This window comes from Affinirhizobium capsici (assembly GCF_977018625.1).
Genome location: NZ_CDRNXD010000004.1, coordinates 1511641 through 1529102, shown reverse-complemented (window position 1 = coordinate 1529102; position 17462 = coordinate 1511641). Strand labels below are relative to the sequence as shown.

Genomic DNA, 17462 nt, shown 5'->3' with positions numbered 1-17462 from the left:
ACTATGAATGCATAATAACTTCCCTGGGTTGAAATTCAGGGAATGCTTAATATGGCGAGCGTGCATACAAATATCAGTTCAATCGCCGCTCTCTCCACTCTGCGTTCCGTTTCTGCAAGTATGAGTGAAACCCAAGCGCATATTTCATCCGGCTACAGAATTGGTGAAGCGAAGGACAATGCTGCCTATTGGTCGATCGCAACGACCATGCGTTCCGACAACCTTGCTTTGTCGTCTGTCGAGGATGCCTTGGGACTAGGTGCAGCGTTGGCTGAGGTGAGCTATACGGGGATGGATGCCACGCTTCAAGTGGTGGATAAAATCAAGAAAAGCCTCGTAGCTGCGCGTGAGCCAGGCGTCGATAAAACCAAAATCAACAAGGAATTGGATCAATTCAAAGGGCAGATCTACTCGATTGTCGAGTCTTCCAGCTTTAATGGGCAGAATTGGCTTTATCGTATCGATGCGACAGATGACGAGCCAAAAAGGGTCGTAGGCTCCTTTACACGCGATGCTTCCGGCTCTGTTGCGCTGCAAACTCTATCTTATGATATGGCCACTGACCTCGGCACCAAGCATCTTCTGGACGATAGCTACCACAATGGCATTTTGACGAATGTGGAATTTGCCCGGAAGCTTGGCACTGCGACCGAGTGGGTTCTGATGAATGGGAAAAACCATAATATTCACCCGACGATTTCGCTGACTGCGTCCACCACACCCGAAGACATCGACGATATGTTGAAGGTCGTGGATATGATGATCCAGTACATTGCAGATGCAGCAGCCAGTTTAGGCTCCATTGTGCAACGCATATCTGCACAGACTGAATTTGTGGCACAGCTGCGCGATAGCCTTACGCGGGGCACAGGCATATTGGTCGATGCGGATATGAACGAGGAATCGACGCGCCTGAAAGCGTTGCAGACACAGCAACAGCTGGCTGCTCAATCATTGTCTATCGCCAATGCTGAGCCGGAAGCCTTTATGAAATTGTTCCAATAACCGCTTTGCTTGGCAGCAAAGGATCATAAGGATCAATGTCTAAGGAAATTTTTTGACTGGATACTCAAGGGGATAAATGGTCGGGGCGACTGGACTTGAACCAGCGACCCCTTGACCCCCAGTCAAGTGCGCTACCGGGCTGCGCTACGCCCCGACCTGCTTCTTGCGAAGCCAAGACCTCCATAATGACTTGCAGCATTTGACGCAAGCCCTGTTAAGAGGTTTTCCTGTCAGTTCAGCGGAAGACGGGTGCTCTCGTGGCATTCATCAGCAATTCGTGCTCTGAGGCGAACGGCCCCAGGAGCTTAAGAAGCCGTTTTTCCTCGCGTGCGTCCAGACGATAGCGCTTAGCGAACTCGCTCACGTTCCAAACTCTCTTGGGCGGGTTGGCTTCCGTGTGTTTTTGATCGAAATGTGTGGTCATCGCTTCCCCCATGAATTTCGAGCATCAACGACAACCACTCATATTTGTTCCGTCACGGATAAGATAAACTTTATGCCATCCGGTTATTTTTCTTCGACTTTTACGCCGTCGCTGGAAATGCTCATCTCCACACCCTTCGGCTTGGTTTGCTCATGAATCACGTAAGCACCGAGGCCGACGACGAGCACAACCAGCGCACCGATGACAAGATAAAGACCGTTGGAACGAGCCATAAATACTCCTTGAGTGTTACGAGGCGGCGTCTAACGCCGAGACGCATAACTTGTTCCAGGGCTTAATCAAAAAACGGACACTAGCCGTCGTTGGCGGAACTTAGATCTTCAGGCCGGGTACCCTCGTCACGGCGTGTATCACGCCATCGCAAACCGGGGCCTACGCCAGGATCGTCCTCTCCGTGGCGGAGCAGTACAATACCAAGGCCGCTCAGAGCAGCCTCGAGACGCTCCATCTTGGAGAGGTCGCCGATCATGGTGCCACTTTCGGCGGCTTCGATATCTTCCGGCCGAAGACCTGAAGCATCAGCAAGTTGTTGTACGGAAATGTTCAGTGCGGCCCGTGCCGCGCGGATGTGGTCAGCGGTCAACATACATTAGGAACTGGCGCTGCGGTGCTGGAAATCAAGATCACAGTGAGGTGCGGTCCTGATTTCGCATCCATTTTTGCTCCAGAGCAAAACAGCCCCAGATGATGCCGAAGAGCATGTAGACGTGGCGCCAGTGGTCAAGGTCGATGACATTGCCGATCAGTGCATGTCCGGCAAGCGTAAGCCACGCGATCATGAGGAATGGTTGCCACGGTCGTTCTCGCAGTACGTAGCGGAAGCCGATAAGAAGCGTCGACCACATAAGGATGAGATAGCTGACGAAGCCTAACCAGCCGTAGGTTGTGAGTGATTTCAGCCAGATATTATGCTCGTCTTCGCCAAACATTTTGCCAAGCACCATGGGGCCAAGACCGAGCGGGCGCTCCATAGCCATGAGGAAACCCATTTTGTGACGCTCAAAGCGACCGAGGCGTGCGCCGTCATAATCCTGAACCAGCTTGGCGCGGTTCATGAAGAGATCCGATACCTTTTTTGATTGCATGGCACCGGCAACCGCAACAACCAGCAGCACGATGGCCGCAATGCCCAGCGTAAAGATCTTCATGCGGAAGGCTGCCGTCCGCTCCTTCAGCAACATCACAACGATCAACGCAATGGTGGCGAAAGCGAAAAGGCCCCAAGCGGCGCGTGAGAAGGAAAGAAATATGCCCAACGCCAAAATGAGGATGCCGGGCACGTAAAAAACAGCCCGCGAGAGGCGCGTGCGCAGCAATTGGTGGATCAGGTAGAGCGTCGGCGCGACGAGATAAGGACCGAAGACGTTCGGGTCCTGAAATGCGCCCATCGCGCGATCATAACGGGTAAAAACCTGTGATCCCGGAAACGCATGGAAGTAGCCGAGGATGCCGAGGACCGACGTGATGGTGGCCGCTACAACCCATGCCCGGAAGATCAGCCTTAAACGCCTGTGCCCGTCTTCTATGATGGCTGCATAAAATACCGAGCTAAGCGCCAGGAAAGTGGAGACGGCCATATAGAGAGGCGCGCCCGTCGTGTTGTTCATGACGGTTATAGAAAAGATACCGCCGATGTTGAACAACAAGAAAAGGATGAGAAGTGGTGCGACCGCACGGGAGATTTTGAGGCCCAGCAGAAACCAGATAGCAATTTGAGATGCCATGAAGACTTCGTAAGGAGCAGGCTCGCTCATGACAAAGCCGGACAGAAACACGCCGAAAGCCACCATGGCCGAGCCCATGAGGCGCAGCGCCACTGTTTGTGGATTGTGGGGCCGCGCTTGCAGATCTGGCGTAACGACGGTCAATACGCATTCTCCGTGTTCAGAAGACGTATCGGTGTCAAAAAGAGGATCTTCAGATCGAGCAGGATTGACCAGTTCTCAATATAGTGAAGATCATGCGCCGTTCGCGCCCTGATCTTCTCATCGCTATCCAGTTCACCGCGCAGGCCATTGATTTGGGCCCAACCCGTGACGCCTGGTTTGACTCGATGACGGGCAAAATAGCTCTCCACCACATCAACATATTTCCGGTCCCCGGTTTGCGCATGGACCGCGTGCGGCCGTGGACCAACGAGCGAGAGATCGCCACGCAGCACGTTGAAGATTTGCGGCAACTCGTCGAGCGAAGACTTGCGCAGGAAGCGACCTACGGGCGTGACGCGAGGATCATTCTTCGTCACGGCTTTCTTCGCGGTCGGGTCGCTCAGTTCGGTGTACATGGACCGGAATTTGAGAACGTTGATGACTTCATTGTTGAAGCCGTGACGCTTCTGCACAAAGAGGGCAGGACCCTTTGAAGTTGCCTTCACCGCAATCGCGCAAACGATCATGATCGGCCACGCCAAGGCCAAAGCAATGACTGAGAAAAATATATCGAAGGCGCGTTTTGAAACCGAATCCCAATCCCGCAAAGGTTTGTCGAAAATATCGAGCATGGGAACGGCGCCCACATGGCTATAGGCACGTGGACGGAAGCGCAATTGCTGGGCATGAGCGGCAAGACGGATATCGACCGGCAACACCCACAGCTTGCGAAGAAGCTGCAGAATCCGCTGTTCCGCCGAGGCAGGCAAAGCGATGATGAGCATATCAATTCGAGCGAGCCGGGCAAATTCAACCAGTTCGGCGAAGGTGCCGAGCTTCGGATAGCCGGCCACGACATCCGGCGAACGATCACCGCCGCGATCATCAAAAAGCCCGCAAATGCGAATGTCATTTTCCGGCTGTGCTTCCAGTGCACGAACCAAATCTCGTGCAGGTTGCCCGCCACCCACAATGACGGCGCGCCGTTCCATAATGCCATTGCGCGCCCAGTGGCGGATGGCAATCGACATCAGATATCGAAATGTAAGTATTGCCGCTGTGCCACCCAGCAGATGCGTGGTGAGTGCCACCAAGGGCATACTGAAGCCCTCAATCCAAGACAAAAGCGCGAGAAGGAAACTGCCGATGCCCCAACATGTCAACACGCGCCAAACCATGCGGCGGGGAGCGCGTAAGGATGGGATTTGATAGGTATCCGTAATTTGAAGAAAAAGAACAGCCAGCATCGCGGAAGCCAGCGAAATGAGCAGGTAGCGGGCAAGAGAGAACGAGCCATCCCATGTCCCCAGGAGGGACGCGCATAAAGATGTGAGTATGAAAACCGAGCCTTCAGCCAGTCGATACTGCCCGATCAAGAGAGCCGGTGTCGTGCTGGTAGCGCGAAACTGTTCTGCGATCTGTTGCGCGAACGGGTTGAGGTCGACTTTTGCCTCTGCCGAAGTCGCGGGGCTTCTGCTCTCGATTTCCGAAACTTTGCGACGAAGGGCTTCTATATCCAGTTCTTGGCTATGTGCCGGTTCGCTCATCGCACATGGACCCCATTGCAGACGCGCGGGCGGCGCTGTCTCATTCTGCGTATTGGGTAGCTTTAGCAGCAAGATGCTAAGAAAGTTTTGAGCTCTGTGATTGGATTAGATGATTGTAAAGTTCAATCATGGTGCCTGCCATGACCGAGGCAGAGAAGCGCTGCTGGAAAGAAGCCGGGCGCGGCATATTAATTTCCTGCCAATCCGCATTTGTTCGCGCCTCTGCCATCAGACGAGCGAGATCTTCTGCGTCTCCGGGCTTTGCGAGAGCTGCATTGTCCTTTCCCAGCACTTCTGGAATGCCGCCCACCTTGGTGGCGATCAATGGCTTTTCGGCAGCCAGTGCTTCCAGAACGATATAGGGCATGGCTTCCGCGCGCGATGGTACGACAACAATATCGGCAAGGGCAAATGCTCGGGGCGCTGGCATTGCATCGTGCATCTTGATCCGGTCACTAAGCCCGCGAGCCTGCAGCATCTCCCTGTAGCGCTCCTTGTCTGGCCCATCGCCCACCATGAGTGCGCTGAGTGAGCGACCGGTTTCGTGTTCGGCACGTTGAAATGCATCGATGAAGACATCTGGGCCCTTAAGGTCCCGCATCATGCCGATATAGAGGAAGTCCGCAGCATTCTGTACGGACTGGATCGCCTCGAATTCGCTATCGCGAATGCCATTGTAGATGACGATGTTCGGAACCTGTGGTTTGCCGACCCGCTCTTCATAAGTGCGACGCTCATAATCGCAGACGAAAACCAGTTGGTCGCAAAAGCGCTCCAAAAGGCGCTCGAGTCGAAGCACAATCTGGCCTGTGATACTGGAACGGCTGTAATGCAGACTGCCGCCATGTGGAGAATAGAGGCGGGCTACGCGATACTTGTTTGCCCGCAGGGTTGAACCGATAAGCCTCGCCACCACGCCACCCTTAGCGCCATGGCCATGCAAGACATCCGGTTGCAAACTTTGAATATGTCGATAGCTCTGTCGTAGAGCCAGCAAGTCTCCTGGTGTAATGGCCCGCCGGATGGGCAAGCGCATGAGGCCGAGCGCCAGACTTGGGCTCAGGGCTTGGAACAGGGCATCCTCATAAGCGCCCCCGGTGGAGCTGTCGCAGAGGATGCCGACCTCATGGCCCGCAGCCGCATGTTCTTCTACGAGATCGCGGACATGGCGAAATATCCCGCCAATGGGCGAACGAAAGCAGTGAATGATGCGGAGCGGACGCGTGGCGGCCATAGGTGATCAGAACAGCCGCTCGCGGACGTAAATCGTATCTCCCGCCAGAACCGGCTCAGAAATCGTCGTCCTTCCGGTGAAGACCTGTCCGTTCACTTTGCGGGTGACATCGACATTCTGCTGGTTGCCGCGAGCAGTGAAGCCACCGGCAATCGCAATGGCATTTTGCGCGGTCATGCCAGGCACATACGAATATTGGCCGGGACGACCAACCTCACCCATGACGAAGACGGGACGATAACGGTCGATTTCGATGGAGACGTCCGGGTCACGCAGATAGCCTTGTCGCAATTTGCTGGCGATTGCGCCCGAAAGACCCGTCAGACTTTGGCCGCGTGCCGTAACCTGGCCGATCAAGGGGAAGGAGATGTAGCCTGCCTGATCCACCGTATAGGTGTTGGAAAGGCTAGGCTGTTCAAAAACAGTGACGCGCAAACGGTCGCCACTATCCAACCGATAGGGTTGGATCGTCGCTTCGTGAAAAGCCTTGGGCGCAGGCGCGTATGACGTGCACCCGGGCAGGCCGACAAGCGCCGAGATGGCCAGCGCCAACGCCATGACAGGTTTGTATCGTGCGAGCGACATCCGCGCCGAACTCCGCCTTTGATAAGTGACCGCCTCTTTATCGTCTCGTAGGGTTAATGGCCGGTAAAGAAATGCCAAACCTGCCCCATTTTCATCCTCGTACGAAAACAGGAAAATGCCCGGAGTGCCGTTAACTGCACGCTTACTATGATCCTTTACGGTGCGGCCCATAGTATGTTTGGAGTACGCGTTATGTCTGGCGTAAGCGGCAATCAGGATGCGGATATTGATATTGGCCAATTGATGAGCGCCGTTTGGGAGCGCCGTCTGCGGATATTGGCAACAACTATTTTAGCCGGTGGAATAGCCTTTGTGATCGTGGGTTCGATGAAGCCGGATTACAAGGCAGAGACAAGGCTATTGATCGAGACCCGGGAAACATCCGTGGCAGGTCGCGAAACACAGATGGGAAGCGATCCGCTTCTCGACCAATACAACATCGTCAGCCAGGCACAGATCATTCAATCGACGGACCTCATCAAGCAGGTCATTCAGGATATGAAACTGAATGAGTTGAAAGAATTCGATCCGGATGCGCATTCACTCCTGCCAAATCCGCTTGTTGCGCTTGGCATGAAATCCAACCCTATGGATCTTGCCTCTGAAGATCGGGTGTTGAAGACCTTCAAGGAAAAGTTGCAGGTTTATCCGGTTGAAGGCTCTCGCGTCATCGCAATTGAGTTTTCCTCGCACGATCCGTCGCTTGCGGCTGCCATCCCTAACAAAATGGCAGAGGTCTATCTCTCCATGCAGAGCGGCGCGAAGCTGGACAATCACACGGAGACCACCCGATGGTTGGAACCTGAAATTGAGAGCCTTCGTGTGAAAGTGCAGGAGGCTGAAAAGAAGGTCGCGGATTATCGCAGTTCTGCCGGTCTCTTCCGATCATCGGACAATACGAGCTTTTCCGAGCGGCAGTTGAACGATGTTTCCACGGAGCTTGCCCGTGTGCGCACGGAACGCGCCACGGCGGAAGCGCGTGCTGAAAATGTGCGTCGTGCGCTGAACACAGGTGCAGGCTACGATAGCTTGGCTGATGTCATGGCTTCCCCCATGATCCAGCGCCTCAAGGAAACAGAAGCCAATTTGCAGGCGCAGATTGCGGATCTTCAGATTTCGCTGATGGATGGCCACCCTCGGCTAAAGGGCCTTCGCGCACAATTGGCTGGCATTCGCCAGCAGATACAGACCGAGACACGCAAGATCCTTTCTGCTGCCGAAAGTGAAGCGCAGGTGGCGCGCCTTCGCGAAGATCAGCTGAATGCGCAAATGACCAATATGAAGGCCGATTCTGCCCGCGCTGGGGAAGAGGAAGTGGGTCTGCGGGCTTTGGAGCGCGAAGCAGCATCACAACGGCAATTGCTCGAGAGCTATCTTGCCCGCTATCGTGAAGCGGCATCGCGTGCTGACCGTGTTTCGACGCCAGCCGATGCGCGGGTTGTCTCCACCGCGCTGGAACCATCTGAGCCCTATTTCCCCAAGGTGCTGCCTATCACCATTGTGGTGGCGCTCGCGGCACTCATCCTACAGATGCTTGGCATCATCATCACTGCTTTGTTCAGCGGCCGTGGTTTGCGTCCATCAACTGTTGACGTTCGACAACGGGTTGATACGCCTGTCGTTACTCGTGCCACGGCAGAGTCTGGCTCCAAAATCAAGCCGGTCACGTCTGGGGAACTGCATGAGAGCGCGGTCGAAGCCCCGGTAAAAGAAAAGAACAAATTGCGACTGCCCTTCTTGAAAGAAAAGCTGGCAGGCGAGGGCGCTTCGCGTATTGCCGTGACAGGCGCGGATATTCGCGACCGCTTGATGAAGATCAGATCACCAAAAGCGGAAGAGGTTGTAGTTCTCGATCCGGTTAATTCTGCCGCCGCAGGTGATGATGAGCCTCCATTGGTCAGCCAGCGAGTGCCGTTCGGCGTGGCCCCGACCAAGCCCGTCCAGGACGGTGTTGTCTCTTCCGTTGAGCTAAATGATACAGCGGCAGAGTCGAAGCCGGAAGCTGCGGTCCAGCCCGTTCCCGACGACAAGTTCGTCCAAGCCGAACAGGTTACGGTGGTGGCTGAAGAGGCGGCGGAGCCCATCCTAGCAGGCCAAGCATTACAACCGGAAAAACTCGGCGGCCTCAGCCTTGAAACAGTGCGCGACCTTTTGGCGCGGAGCGGCGTGCCGCTGGCAATTGCGGTGTCACCGACTGGCGATGATGGTTCGACAGCCACGGTTCTGCTGGCCCGTGAGATGGCAGAGCTTGGCCGAAGCGTTGTGGTTATCGATATGACCGGCTCTGCCTGCCCATCCCGCCTGATGAACGGCAACGCCACGCTTCCGGGCATTACTGACCTTCTATGTGGATTGATTGCCTTCGGTGATGCCATCCATCCAGACCGTTTGTCAGATGCACACATCATTCCGCAAGGTGCGGCAGATGCCGTAAAGGCTATGCGCGGTGCTGACCGCCTCACCATGATTTTCGACGCTCTGGCAGGTGCCTATGATATCGTACTTGTGGAATGTGGACAGGCAGATCCGCGCAGCTTGAGCCGACTGAGCCAGCAAGGCGATGCGCAGGTGCTCATTTCGCTTGGTGATGCAGCGCCGGATGTGGTGGAAGAACAGCTGGCAATCTTCCGAAATGCTGGATACGCCAATGTGCTGGCAATGACGACAGATCTATCCGGCAAGCCGCGCCGCAGCGGGCGTCATGCGGCCTGATCAATCGCGGCGCTCTTTGCTCTGACCTTTTGCAAGAGCCTGTAAAGGCTCTTGTTTTGCTTCAGCCCGCTTTTGAGGCGAATGAAGCCACGATGGGCAAGTGAAGCCAATCGACCTTTGGCGTTAAGCGGCACAATGAGATCATGATGTTTGGTCTCAACCGGACACCAACTACGCTTGTAAGCCTGATCGCCCATGCCAAAATCAAAGAGCGAAGCCCCGGTGGAGCAAGCGTTTTCAATAACATGCCAGAACAATAATTCGCCCGGACTTGCATCAGGCACGCGCCGCTCATCAATAGAGCCAAATTGACAAATGACGTGACCTTGCGCACGCGACAAGCCGCAAATGGCAGCAATGTCGCCCTCACCGCCAGCTTTCAAGCGCAGCGCGCTCAGTCGCAAAGGATAATCATGGTCGGTGTTAGGTGCATCGAGAAGGGCATGGAAGAAAGTTTGGATTTTTTGAGGCTGGAAGACATCCGGTAAGCCAGCAGCCTGAAACCGATCATGCTTCTGCTGGAAAAACAGATCAAGCAGAGCGTGCTGCTCGCAAGTTGTGGAGGGTGTATAGACTTCGTAACCGCCCGCTTCTTCCATGCGTCTTACCTGGAGCCGGAACTTCTTCCGCCTGCGTTTGGCGTTAACCTGAGCAAGCGTCTGTTCGAAGCTTTCAAAAAGTGGCAGCTGAAATGAAGGGTTCGTGTGCGTAATGGATGGAAATGCTGAAAATGCATGGCGTTTTCCTTGCCATTCGAGAGCGACGGCATCCAGAATGAGAACATCCGCATGACGACTAAGAACCTGTCTCAGGTTTTGCAGAAGTGCCTCTGAATAGTCGCCGGCCAGATGATAGCCATCCGCCATTATGCCGCTATTGAAGTTATTGAACTGATGAGCCGGGAAGCGAGCCACCCGGATCGCGCCGAGCTCTGACACCATGAGAGGCAGAATGAAGCGGGTTTCATCATCCGACCGTGCGTGAATGACCAAAGGCTTTTCAGCGTGGCTCTGGTACCAGGCCAGGCACCATTCGGGGCTTTGATGAAGGGAATTTTCTGCCCGGCATGCCAACTCAACCCACTGGTCCATGATGACCGCTGGGTCCTCATGAACATCAATCTGCAATGGTGAGTGCCCGGTTCCCCAGGTGGCTTTTAACGGTTGCTGGTTCATGGCTACCACGGCTTGCTTCTTTGCGCGGCAGGTTAGAGCCCAGAGGGAAAAAAGCCGTTAGCCTAAGTCAACAAGGTCAAATCTTCGGCGGGCATGGTTAAGAAACTTGCTTGGGTCCCGCCATCCAACGGATGATGAACATGGCCGGAAGAATCCATAAAACCCCTGTCAAAAGGAAATAAAGCAGGTGCACATACCAAGGAGACTGCGACAACGTCAGCGTGGCAATGGTTGTCGCCAGCACCGCATAGACAGACACGAGGACGATGATCAGAATTGTGCCGATAAACTTCTTTAATCGAACAGGCATCGTCTTCCATTCCCACTTGATCGACGCGCTCTAGGCGCGACGGCATGCCGCAAAGGTTAAGGGCTTGTTTTGCACCGGCGGGTGAGGCAAATCAACGAGAAAAGGCAATGTTGACGAATGTCAGGAGAAGATATGGCGACGTCATCGGCAATACCCTTGGTGTCTGGTGAGGCGACGCGCCGACTGGAAAGCAACCGCTCGGCCCTGCGGCTTTGGTTGAAAGTCGTGATCGGTGTGCTCTTCTGTCTCGTCTTGGTGGGCGGAGCAACGCGGCTGACGAATTCGGGCCTCTCCATTACGGAGTGGAAGCCTATTCATGGCGTGGTTCCACCCCTTTCTGTCGCCGAATGGGAGGAAGAGTTCCAGCTTTATCAGCGTATTCCGCAATACGCGCAGCTGAACCATGGCATGACGCTGGATGAATTCAAGACGATCTTCTGGTGGGAATGGGCGCACCGCCTTCTGGCCCGCACTATCGGTATTGTTTTCGGGCTGCCGCTTCTCTTCTTCTGGTTGAGTGGTCGGGTGGAGAAGCGTGTTCGCTGGCCGTTGGTCGGGTTGCTGGCGTTGGGTGGCTTTCAGGGTTTTGTTGGGTGGTGGATGGTGTCATCCGGACTTTCCGTGCGCGTCGATGTCTCACAATACCGGTTGGCCACGCACCTGACGATTGCCTGTATGATTTTTGCCGCCTGTGTCTGGATTATGCGTGGGCTGACACCGCAAAAGGTTGACCGCCCGCCGACTGCACACTCGCATTTGGCCGCAGCCGGGCTCGCATTCCTGGCCCTATTCCAGATTTATCTTGGTGCGTTGGTCGCTGGATTGGACGCTGGCTTTACCTACAATACCTGGCCCTTGATGGATGGTGCGTTGATCCCAGGCGACTTGTTCGTTCAGCATCCTTGGTGGATCAATTTGTTCGAAAATCCAAAAACCGTGCAGTTCGTGCACCGCTGTGGTGCCTATCTGCTGCTGCTCTTGACCTTCATCCACATGGTTCAATCCGTGCGTCTGACGCCCGGCACCAGGCACGCCAGAGGTGCGATGATCCTCTTTGGTCTCGTGTGCCTACAGGCCACCATCGGCATCACCACCTTGTTGCTGCATGTACCCATTGAGATGGGCTTGCTTCACCAAGCTGGCGGATTGGTTGTCTTGGCTTATGCCATATCCCACTGGCGGGGCTTTTATGGAGAGTTCGAGAAGGATCAGGCGGTAACCGCCTGATCCTTGCTATTCGCCGAATCTGAAGGCCGAATAGGGTTTGCCGAGAAAATCGGTGGTAAACACTCGTTTTCCTTGATCGGCTCCTGCCGCACCTGCTGCGACAAACAGGGGGACGAGATGGTCATGATCAGGCACATGGCATGCCCTGGCATCGGGATTTTCTTGCCAGCTGGCGAGCCGCTCTTCGCGAACGGCGATCTCTGGTTCTTCGATGGCTGTGGCCAGCCACTCATCAAATCGCTCGGCCTCCAACACATGGTCAGGATCGGCGCGGCGGAACATCGGCATGTTGTGATAGGTCATGCCCGACGCAATAATCAGAACATCCTCGTCACGCAGCGGCTCCAAGGCCTTGCCGATGGCAACGTGGCTTTCGAAGTCCAGAGTATTCTTGAGAGAAAGCATGGTGATTGGCACATCTGCCTGCGGATAGATCAGCATGAATGGAATGAATACGCCGTGGTCGTAGCCGCGTGAGGCATCTTCCGCAGAGTCAATTCCCGCTTCTCTCAGAAGTTGCCGTGCGCGGGAGGCCAGATCCAGAGAGCCCGGCGCCGGATAGCTCAGTTCGTAGGTATGCGGCGGAAAATTGTAGTAATCAAACAGCATGGACGGCTGCTGTGCCGTGCTGACAGTGGGGACAGGTTCATTTTCCCAATGGCCGGAGATAACCAGAACCGCCTTGGGTCTACGGCCAATCTCTTTGTCCAGACCGCGCAAGAACTGCCCAAGATCATCCCAAGGCCCTTTGCCTTGCTCATTCTTTGGAAATTCCATGAAAGGCCAAGGCCCTCCACCATGGGGGATGAAATAGACCGGAAACCTGTGCGACATAGCTCACCTCGCTGTTGGTTTCACAGTAGCGAGGTTGATTGTTTCTGAAAATGATCGATGGGAACGACAATTCGTTCAATAAAAATGAACGAAAGCGGAATCTCAAGCCGGAGCGTGACATACTGCTTCGATGTTGTTGCCCTCAGGGTCAATCACAAAAGCAGCATAGTAATGAGGGTGATAATGCGGACGAAGGCCGGGTGCACCGTTGTCTGCGCCGCCTGCCGCCAGTGCTACTGCATGGAAGGCATCCACTTCGGCTCGTGAAGAGACAGCGAAAGCCACATGCAGCGATCCTTTGGTGCGCCCGCCGCTTCCGATCCAGAAAGATGGTTTTCCGTCACGTCCGTACCCTGCACCTTCATAGGACCCGTTGCTCTCATCAAGCGTGATGGACATGACGCAAGATGCCCCAATGGCTGGCATCACCACATCATAAAAAGCGCGAGAACGCTGGAGGTCGGCAACAGATAGTCCGAGATGATCGAGCATTCTCGCAATTCCTCAGGCTGAGAGCATTAAATCCATGTTCTGAACGGCAGCACCGGATGCACCCTTGCCGAGATTATCCAGCAGCGCTACCAGATTCACATGCGATCCGCCGGGCGTGCCGAATACGAAAAGCTTCATCGTATCCTTGCCTGCAAGTTCCTCCGCATCGATGCGTCCAAGCTTCGCGCTTTCTTCCAGCGAAACGACCGAAACGATATCCTGCCCGGCGTAATGGGCAACCAAGGCAGCGTGTATGCTTTCCATCGTGGTGCCAGTCGCCATATCATCAAGAAAGAGCGGAACCTGCACGATCATGCCTTGCGGGAAGCGGCCCACAGAAGGCGAGAAGAGGGGGGCACGGTAGAGCAGTCCGTGGGTTCTCATCTCCGGCACATGCTTGTGCTTGAGTGTAAGACCATAGAGGAAATTGTTGGCGCTGATGGCGTCTTCCCGCGACTGGTCTTCCATCTGGGCAATCATCTGCTTGCCGCCGCCGGTATAACCAGACACGGCGTTGACGCTAACCGGATAACCATCCGGCAAAAGGTTTGCGGCGCGCAAGGGGCGAATGAGCGCAATTGCGCCTGTCGGGTAGCAGCCTGGATTGGCGACATGACGCGCTGCGCGAATCTTGTCCGCCTGTTCGCGATCCATTTCGGCAAAGCCGTATGCCCAATCATCTGCAACGCGAAATGCGGTTGAGGTGTCGATAATGCGCACATTGTTGTTGCCGGAAACCATGGAAACGGCTTCGCGGGACGCGTCATCCGGCAGGCAGAGAATGGCGATATCCGCGCTGTTGAGCATGTCTTCACGCATGGCGGCGTTGCGGCGTTCGGCTTCAGGAATGGAGAGCAATTCAACATCGCGACGGCCGGCCATGCGGGTGCGGATTTGCAGTCCCGTGGTGCCGTGTTCGCCATCGATCAAGATTTTCGCGCTCATATCTTTGTTCCGAATTCAGAGGTTTAGGAGGAAAAGCGGAATCAGTTTATCCGCTTCTTGATTCAATTTGTTAACGGCCATTTGCCAGTCGCTCTGCCCGCAGTCCCAGCATATACATGGCGACCGTTGCACCGGCAATGGCGGTGATATCGGCATGGTCGTAAGCGGGTGCGACCTCTACGATATCCGAACCTCGGATATCCAAGCTTCCAAGTTTGCGCAGGACCGAGAGAATCTTGGCCGAGGAGGGGCCGCCAGCGACGGGTGTGCCCGTACCGGGGGCGAAAGCCGGATCAAGGCAATCGATGTCGAATGTTAGATAGCACGCACTCGCACCGACGTGTGAGAGGATGGCATCGGCAATCGCTTGAGAACTCATATCCTCCACCGTGTAGCCACGGATAATGCGGATGCCAAAATCTTCCGGCGCTTCCGTGCGAATACCGATCTGGATCGAGCGGACCGGGTCGATGATGCCTTCACGAACGGCGCGACACACGAACGAGCCATGATCGATCCGCATGCCGTCATCATCCCATGTATCCTGATGGGCATCGAAGTGGACGAGCGCAAGTGGCCCATGCTTCGCTGCATGGGCTTTCAAAAGCGGCCATGTCACATAGTGATCACCGCCAAGACCGAGCAGATAAGCGCCTGACGCAATGATCTTGGCTGCTTCATTCTCGATCAGTTCAGGTGTTTTGTGATGGTTGCCGTAGTCGAGAAGCACGTCGCCGTAGTCGATCACAGCCATCTGCTCAAAGAGATCGCGGGCGAAAGGATATTGCGGGTCATTGTCGAAAATAGCAGAGGCGCGCCGAATGGCTTGCGGCCCAAAGCGAGCGCCGGGACGGTTGGACACCGCCGCATCGAAAGGAATGCCAAGGATAACAGCATCTGCATCTGTTACCTCCTTGGAATAGATGCGCCGCATGAAGGAAAGCACACCCGCATAGGTAGGGTCCGTCGCCGCGCCGCGAATGGCTTTAGCTGTGAAGGCGTTATCAATAGACTTGGAGGCCATACTCTTTCCTCAGACTTCTTTATCAATGCCATAAGCGCGTTCTACTTTTGCGACGATCACGCGATAATCCTCATACCACTTTTCGCGGCCCAAATGCTGTGCAGCCTGATGTGAAATGACCGCTTTCCAGGCTCTTATGCTCTCTTCGTCTTTCCAGAAAGAGTTGGTGATGCCAAATCCGTCCGTGCCTCGTACGCTTTCCAAGCCGAGAAAGCCCGGCTGCTTTCGGGCCAGATCAACCATCGCATCAGCCATGGCGCCATAACCATCATGCCCCGGTTTCCGCTGAGATGAGAAGCACACAACGTAGTAGGGCGGTGCTGGTAGGGTGAGACTGGAGCTGGCCATCAAAATCCCCCAAGCCTGAACAAATAAAAAAGGCGGAGCCGAAGCCCCGCCTTGTCTTGATCCGTTTCCGGTATCCCAGCGATTAACGCTTGGAGAACTGGAACGAACGGCGGGCCTTGGCCTTACCGTACTTCTTACGCTCGACTACGCGGCTATCGCGAGTGAGGAAGCCGCCCTTCTTCAGAACGGAGCGCAGGCCCGGTTCGAAGTAGGTGAGGGCCTTGGAGATGCCGTGACGAACGGCACCGGCCTGACCGGAGAGACCACCACCAGCAACGGTGGCAACGATGTCGAACTGGCCGTTGCGGGCAGCGGCGACGATCGGCTGTTGCAGGATCATCTGGAGGACCGGGCGAGCGAAGTACGCCGAGTAGTCCTTGCCGTTGACGATGATCTTGCCGGAACCAGCCTTGACCCAAACGCGGGCGACCGCGTTCTTGCGCTTGCCAGTTGCGTAGGAACGACCCTGGGCATCAACCTTACGCTCATGAACAGGAGCGGAAGCCTGAGCAGCGGTGCCGAGGTCCTTCAGGGAAGAAAGGTCAGCCATACTTAGGCGCTCCTTGTGTTCTTGTTGCTGAGCTTGGCCACGTCGAGAGAGACGGGCTGCTGTGCTTCATGCGGATGGTTGGAGCCAGCGTAGACGCGCAGGTTCTTCATCTGGCGACGACCGAGCGGGCCGCGCGGGATCATGCGCTCAACAGCCTTCTCGAGAACGCGCTCCGGGAAGCGGCCTTCGATGATGGCGCGCGCAGTGCGCTCCTTGATGCCGCCTGGGTAGCCGGTGTGCCAGTAGTACTTCTTGTCGGTGTACTTCTTGCCGGTGAAAACAACCTTGTCAGCATTGATAACGATGACGTTGTCGCCGTCGTCAACGTGAGGCGTGTAGGTTGCCTTGTGCTTGCCGCGAAGACGGTTAGCGATGATGGTGGCGAGACGGCCGACGACGAGACCTTCGGCGTCGATCAGCACCCACTTCTTCTCCACCTCTGCGGGCTTCTGTACGAAGGTAGACATATGTGCTCTCTTCTTGGTGATCCCGTAGCGAGGCAAGCCTCTACTCGGGCGTTTCTTGTTGCTTGGTTTGGCGCGTTTTCGAGCCAAAAAGAAACGCGCACGAAGTGTGCGCGCATCTTGCGGCGGCTTATACGTGGCCAAGGCCGAGGCGTCAAGAAGAGCTGAATGGGATTGCGGAAAAATAGCATACATATATCAAGTACTTAGACGTGTGGTTTTATATTACCACATAAAATTTTCTTATCTCCACTGGGCCACGGGCATGATGAAGGGTTACCGCCAGCCGAAACAGCCGTCGTCGGTGATGCCGCTGCAATCCTCCGGAGAGGGGCGCATTTCACAATGGCGAACCGGGCAGGCTGACGTGTCACGCGTGGGGATCGTGCCGGATTTTGCAAATTCGCCGCCAGCGCAGAAACGTTCGTCTGCAACATATCGATCATAAAGCGTTGCGCCGGTTCGTCCTTTATAGCGGAAGATGGCAGCACCTTCGCGTGCGATCGTTCTCTGCACCGACTCACACGTCATGCCGGTGGAGTTGTAGCGTGAAATCGCCAGCGCAGGCCCAGATGCCGTTGAGGTTAGCAGTGTGGCAGCGATCAGTAATCCAAGATGCATACGCATTTGAGTTTTTCCTTTAAAACGTCAGGAACCTAGACGAGATAAACTCGTAACTATCCAAGAGGTTCTTCGG

20 protein-coding genes and 1 tRNA gene are annotated in these 17462 nt (G+C 55.2%); 3 read left to right on the top strand and 18 right to left on the bottom strand.

Annotated elements, in window-relative coordinates:
- Positions 1-51: 51 nt before the first annotated feature.
- Positions 52-1005, top strand: a complete 954-nt coding sequence (locus tag AC0JZ1_RS10775; protein WP_471882360.1) for a flagellin N-terminal helical domain-containing protein — start codon at positions 52-54, stop codon at positions 1003-1005.
- A gap of 77 nt (positions 1006-1082) precedes the next feature.
- Here AC0JZ1_RS10775 and AC0JZ1_RS10770 read toward each other — a convergent pair.
- From AC0JZ1_RS10770 to AC0JZ1_RS10735, 8 genes are all read right to left on the bottom strand, one after another.
- Positions 1083-1159, bottom strand: a tRNA-Pro gene (locus AC0JZ1_RS10770).
- An 81-nt stretch (positions 1160-1240) separates the two neighbouring features.
- Positions 1241-1429, bottom strand: a complete 189-nt coding sequence (locus AC0JZ1_RS10765; protein ID WP_471882359.1) for a hypothetical protein — start codon at positions 1427-1429, stop codon at positions 1241-1243.
- An 83-nt stretch (positions 1430-1512) separates the two neighbouring features.
- Positions 1513-1662: a hypothetical protein gene (locus AC0JZ1_RS10760; RefSeq protein ID WP_471882358.1), complete on the bottom strand. Its 150-nt coding sequence runs from the start codon at positions 1660-1662 to the stop codon at positions 1513-1515.
- Between the two features lie 80 nt (positions 1663-1742).
- A complete protein-coding gene (locus tag AC0JZ1_RS10755) occupies positions 1743-2036 on the bottom strand; it encodes a helix-turn-helix domain-containing protein (protein WP_471882357.1) in 294 nt (97 codons plus the stop codon).
- 37 nt (positions 2037-2073) lie between these two features.
- Complete coding sequence (locus tag AC0JZ1_RS10750; RefSeq protein ID WP_471883419.1) at positions 2074-3252, bottom strand: O-antigen ligase family protein; 1179 nt, start codon at positions 3250-3252, stop codon at positions 2074-2076.
- A gap of 62 nt (positions 3253-3314) precedes the next feature.
- Positions 3315-4865: an undecaprenyl-phosphate glucose phosphotransferase gene (locus AC0JZ1_RS10745; RefSeq protein WP_471882356.1), complete on the bottom strand. Its 1551-nt coding sequence runs from the start codon at positions 4863-4865 to the stop codon at positions 3315-3317.
- 76 nt (positions 4866-4941) lie between these two features.
- Positions 4942-6099 carry a glycosyltransferase family 4 protein gene (locus AC0JZ1_RS10740; RefSeq protein ID WP_471882355.1) on the bottom strand — a complete coding sequence of 386 codons (1158 nt, stop codon included), beginning with the start codon at positions 6097-6099 and terminating at the stop codon, positions 4942-4944.
- A gap of 6 nt (positions 6100-6105) precedes the next feature.
- Positions 6106-6684 (bottom strand): polysaccharide biosynthesis/export family protein, encoded by a 579-nt coding sequence (locus tag AC0JZ1_RS10735; RefSeq protein WP_471882354.1) that lies wholly within the window; start codon positions 6682-6684, stop codon positions 6106-6108.
- Between the two features lie 192 nt (positions 6685-6876).
- On the opposite strand from AC0JZ1_RS10735, the gene AC0JZ1_RS10730 reads away from it, so the two are divergent.
- Positions 6877-9396 (top strand): exopolysaccharide transport family protein, encoded by a 2520-nt coding sequence (locus AC0JZ1_RS10730; RefSeq protein ID WP_471882353.1) that lies wholly within the window; start codon positions 6877-6879, stop codon positions 9394-9396.
- On the opposite strand, the gene AC0JZ1_RS10725 is transcribed toward AC0JZ1_RS10730, so the two are convergent.
- Together AC0JZ1_RS10725 and AC0JZ1_RS10720 are read right to left on the bottom strand one after the other, a co-directional pair.
- Positions 9384-10571 carry a GNAT family N-acetyltransferase gene (locus AC0JZ1_RS10725; protein WP_471883418.1) on the bottom strand — a complete coding sequence of 396 codons (1188 nt, stop codon included), beginning with the start codon at positions 10569-10571 and terminating at the stop codon, positions 9384-9386. The two genes, AC0JZ1_RS10730 and AC0JZ1_RS10725, sit on opposite strands and share 13 nt — an antisense overlap.
- A gap of 97 nt (positions 10572-10668) precedes the next feature.
- The gene (locus tag AC0JZ1_RS10720; protein WP_471882352.1) at positions 10669-10881 is read right to left on the bottom strand and encodes a DUF2842 domain-containing protein; all 213 of its coding nucleotides are present in this window, start codon (positions 10879-10881) and stop codon (positions 10669-10671) included.
- Positions 10882-10998: 117 nt separating this feature from the next.
- Between AC0JZ1_RS10720 and AC0JZ1_RS10715 the strand changes: the two genes are divergently transcribed.
- Positions 10999-12108, top strand: coding sequence for a COX15/CtaA family protein (locus AC0JZ1_RS10715; protein ID WP_471882351.1), 1110 nt, complete (start codon positions 10999-11001; stop codon positions 12106-12108).
- A gap of 6 nt (positions 12109-12114) precedes the next feature.
- Here the strand turns inward: AC0JZ1_RS10715 and AC0JZ1_RS10710 are convergent, their stop codons facing one another.
- The 8 genes from AC0JZ1_RS10710 to AC0JZ1_RS10675 form a co-directional block, all read right to left on the bottom strand.
- Positions 12115-12885, bottom strand: coding sequence for a DODA-type extradiol aromatic ring-opening family dioxygenase (locus AC0JZ1_RS10710; RefSeq protein WP_471882350.1), 771 nt, complete (start codon positions 12883-12885; stop codon positions 12115-12117).
- A gap of 159 nt (positions 12886-13044) precedes the next feature.
- Positions 13045-13434: a VOC family protein gene (locus tag AC0JZ1_RS10705; RefSeq protein WP_471882349.1), complete on the bottom strand. Its 390-nt coding sequence runs from the start codon at positions 13432-13434 to the stop codon at positions 13045-13047.
- A 12-nt stretch (positions 13435-13446) separates the two neighbouring features.
- Complete coding sequence (gene argC, locus AC0JZ1_RS10700; RefSeq protein WP_471882348.1) at positions 13447-14379, bottom strand: N-acetyl-gamma-glutamyl-phosphate reductase; 933 nt, start codon at positions 14377-14379, stop codon at positions 13447-13449.
- A 70-nt stretch (positions 14380-14449) separates the two neighbouring features.
- On the bottom strand, positions 14450-15403 hold the full coding sequence (speB, locus tag AC0JZ1_RS10695) for an agmatinase (protein ID WP_471882347.1): 954 nt from the start codon (positions 15401-15403) through the stop codon (positions 14450-14452).
- A gap of 9 nt (positions 15404-15412) precedes the next feature.
- Positions 15413-15751: an antibiotic biosynthesis monooxygenase family protein gene (locus AC0JZ1_RS10690; RefSeq protein ID WP_471882346.1), complete on the bottom strand. Its 339-nt coding sequence runs from the start codon at positions 15749-15751 to the stop codon at positions 15413-15415.
- A gap of 82 nt (positions 15752-15833) precedes the next feature.
- The gene (rpsI, locus tag AC0JZ1_RS10685) at positions 15834-16301 is read right to left on the bottom strand and encodes a 30S ribosomal protein S9 (protein ID WP_377395123.1); all 468 of its coding nucleotides are present in this window, start codon (positions 16299-16301) and stop codon (positions 15834-15836) included.
- A 2-nt stretch (positions 16302-16303) separates the two neighbouring features.
- Positions 16304-16768 carry a 50S ribosomal protein L13 gene (gene rplM, locus AC0JZ1_RS10680; protein WP_471882345.1) on the bottom strand — a complete coding sequence of 155 codons (465 nt, stop codon included), beginning with the start codon at positions 16766-16768 and terminating at the stop codon, positions 16304-16306.
- A 273-nt stretch (positions 16769-17041) separates the two neighbouring features.
- Positions 17042-17392, bottom strand: coding sequence for a hypothetical protein (locus tag AC0JZ1_RS10675; RefSeq protein WP_471882344.1), 351 nt, complete (start codon positions 17390-17392; stop codon positions 17042-17044).
- Positions 17393-17462 lie beyond the last annotated feature (70 nt).

Bases quoted from the DNA above. Each gene is read 5' to 3' on its own strand.
- AC0JZ1_RS10740 (WP_471882355.1), bottom strand. From the start codon at position 6,099: ATGGCCGCCACGCGTCCGCTCCGCATCATTCACTGCTTTCGTTCGCCC.
- AC0JZ1_RS10725 (WP_471883418.1), bottom strand. From the start codon at position 10,571: ATGAACCAGCAACCGTTAAAAGCCACCTGGGGAACCGGGCACTCACCA.
- AC0JZ1_RS10745 (WP_471882356.1), bottom strand. From the start codon at position 4,865: ATGAGCGAACCGGCACATAGCCAAGAACTGGATATAGAAGCCCTTCGT.
- AC0JZ1_RS10775 (WP_471882360.1), top strand. From the start codon at position 52: ATGGCGAGCGTGCATACAAATATCAGTTCAATCGCCGCTCTCTCCACT.
- AC0JZ1_RS10710 (WP_471882350.1), bottom strand. From the start codon at position 12,885: ATGGAATTTCCAAAGAATGAGCAAGGCAAAGGGCCTTGGGATGATCTT.
- AC0JZ1_RS10705 (WP_471882349.1), bottom strand. From the start codon at position 13,434: ATGCTCGATCATCTCGGACTATCTGTTGCCGACCTCCAGCGTTCTCGC.
- AC0JZ1_RS10760 (WP_471882358.1), bottom strand. From the start codon at position 1,662: ATGGCTCGTTCCAACGGTCTTTATCTTGTCATCGGTGCGCTGGTTGTG.
- AC0JZ1_RS10675 (WP_471882344.1), bottom strand. From the start codon at position 17,392: ATGCGTATGCATCTTGGATTACTGATCGCTGCCACACTGCTAACCTCA.
- rplM (WP_471882345.1), bottom strand. From the start codon at position 16,768: ATGTCTACCTTCGTACAGAAGCCCGCAGAGGTGGAGAAGAAGTGGGTG.
- AC0JZ1_RS10755 (WP_471882357.1), bottom strand. From the start codon at position 2,036: ATGTTGACCGCTGACCACATCCGCGCGGCACGGGCCGCACTGAACATT.
- AC0JZ1_RS10730 (WP_471882353.1), top strand. From the start codon at position 6,877: ATGTCTGGCGTAAGCGGCAATCAGGATGCGGATATTGATATTGGCCAA.
- AC0JZ1_RS10720 (WP_471882352.1), bottom strand. From the start codon at position 10,881: ATGCCTGTTCGATTAAAGAAGTTTATCGGCACAATTCTGATCATCGTC.
- rpsI (WP_377395123.1), bottom strand. From the start codon at position 16,301: ATGGCTGACCTTTCTTCCCTGAAGGACCTCGGCACCGCTGCTCAGGCT.
- AC0JZ1_RS10765 (WP_471882359.1), bottom strand. From the start codon at position 1,429: ATGACCACACATTTCGATCAAAAACACACGGAAGCCAACCCGCCCAAG.
- speB (WP_471882347.1), bottom strand. From the start codon at position 15,403: ATGGCCTCCAAGTCTATTGATAACGCCTTCACAGCTAAAGCCATTCGC.
- AC0JZ1_RS10715 (WP_471882351.1), top strand. From the start codon at position 10,999: ATGTCAGGAGAAGATATGGCGACGTCATCGGCAATACCCTTGGTGTCT.
- AC0JZ1_RS10735 (WP_471882354.1), bottom strand. From the start codon at position 6,684: ATGTCGCTCGCACGATACAAACCTGTCATGGCGTTGGCGCTGGCCATC.
- AC0JZ1_RS10750 (WP_471883419.1), bottom strand. From the start codon at position 3,252: ATGGGCTCGGCCATGGTGGCTTTCGGCGTGTTTCTGTCCGGCTTTGTC.
- argC (WP_471882348.1), bottom strand. From the start codon at position 14,379: ATGAGCGCGAAAATCTTGATCGATGGCGAACACGGCACCACGGGACTG.
- AC0JZ1_RS10690 (WP_471882346.1), bottom strand. From the start codon at position 15,751: ATGGCCAGCTCCAGTCTCACCCTACCAGCACCGCCCTACTACGTTGTG.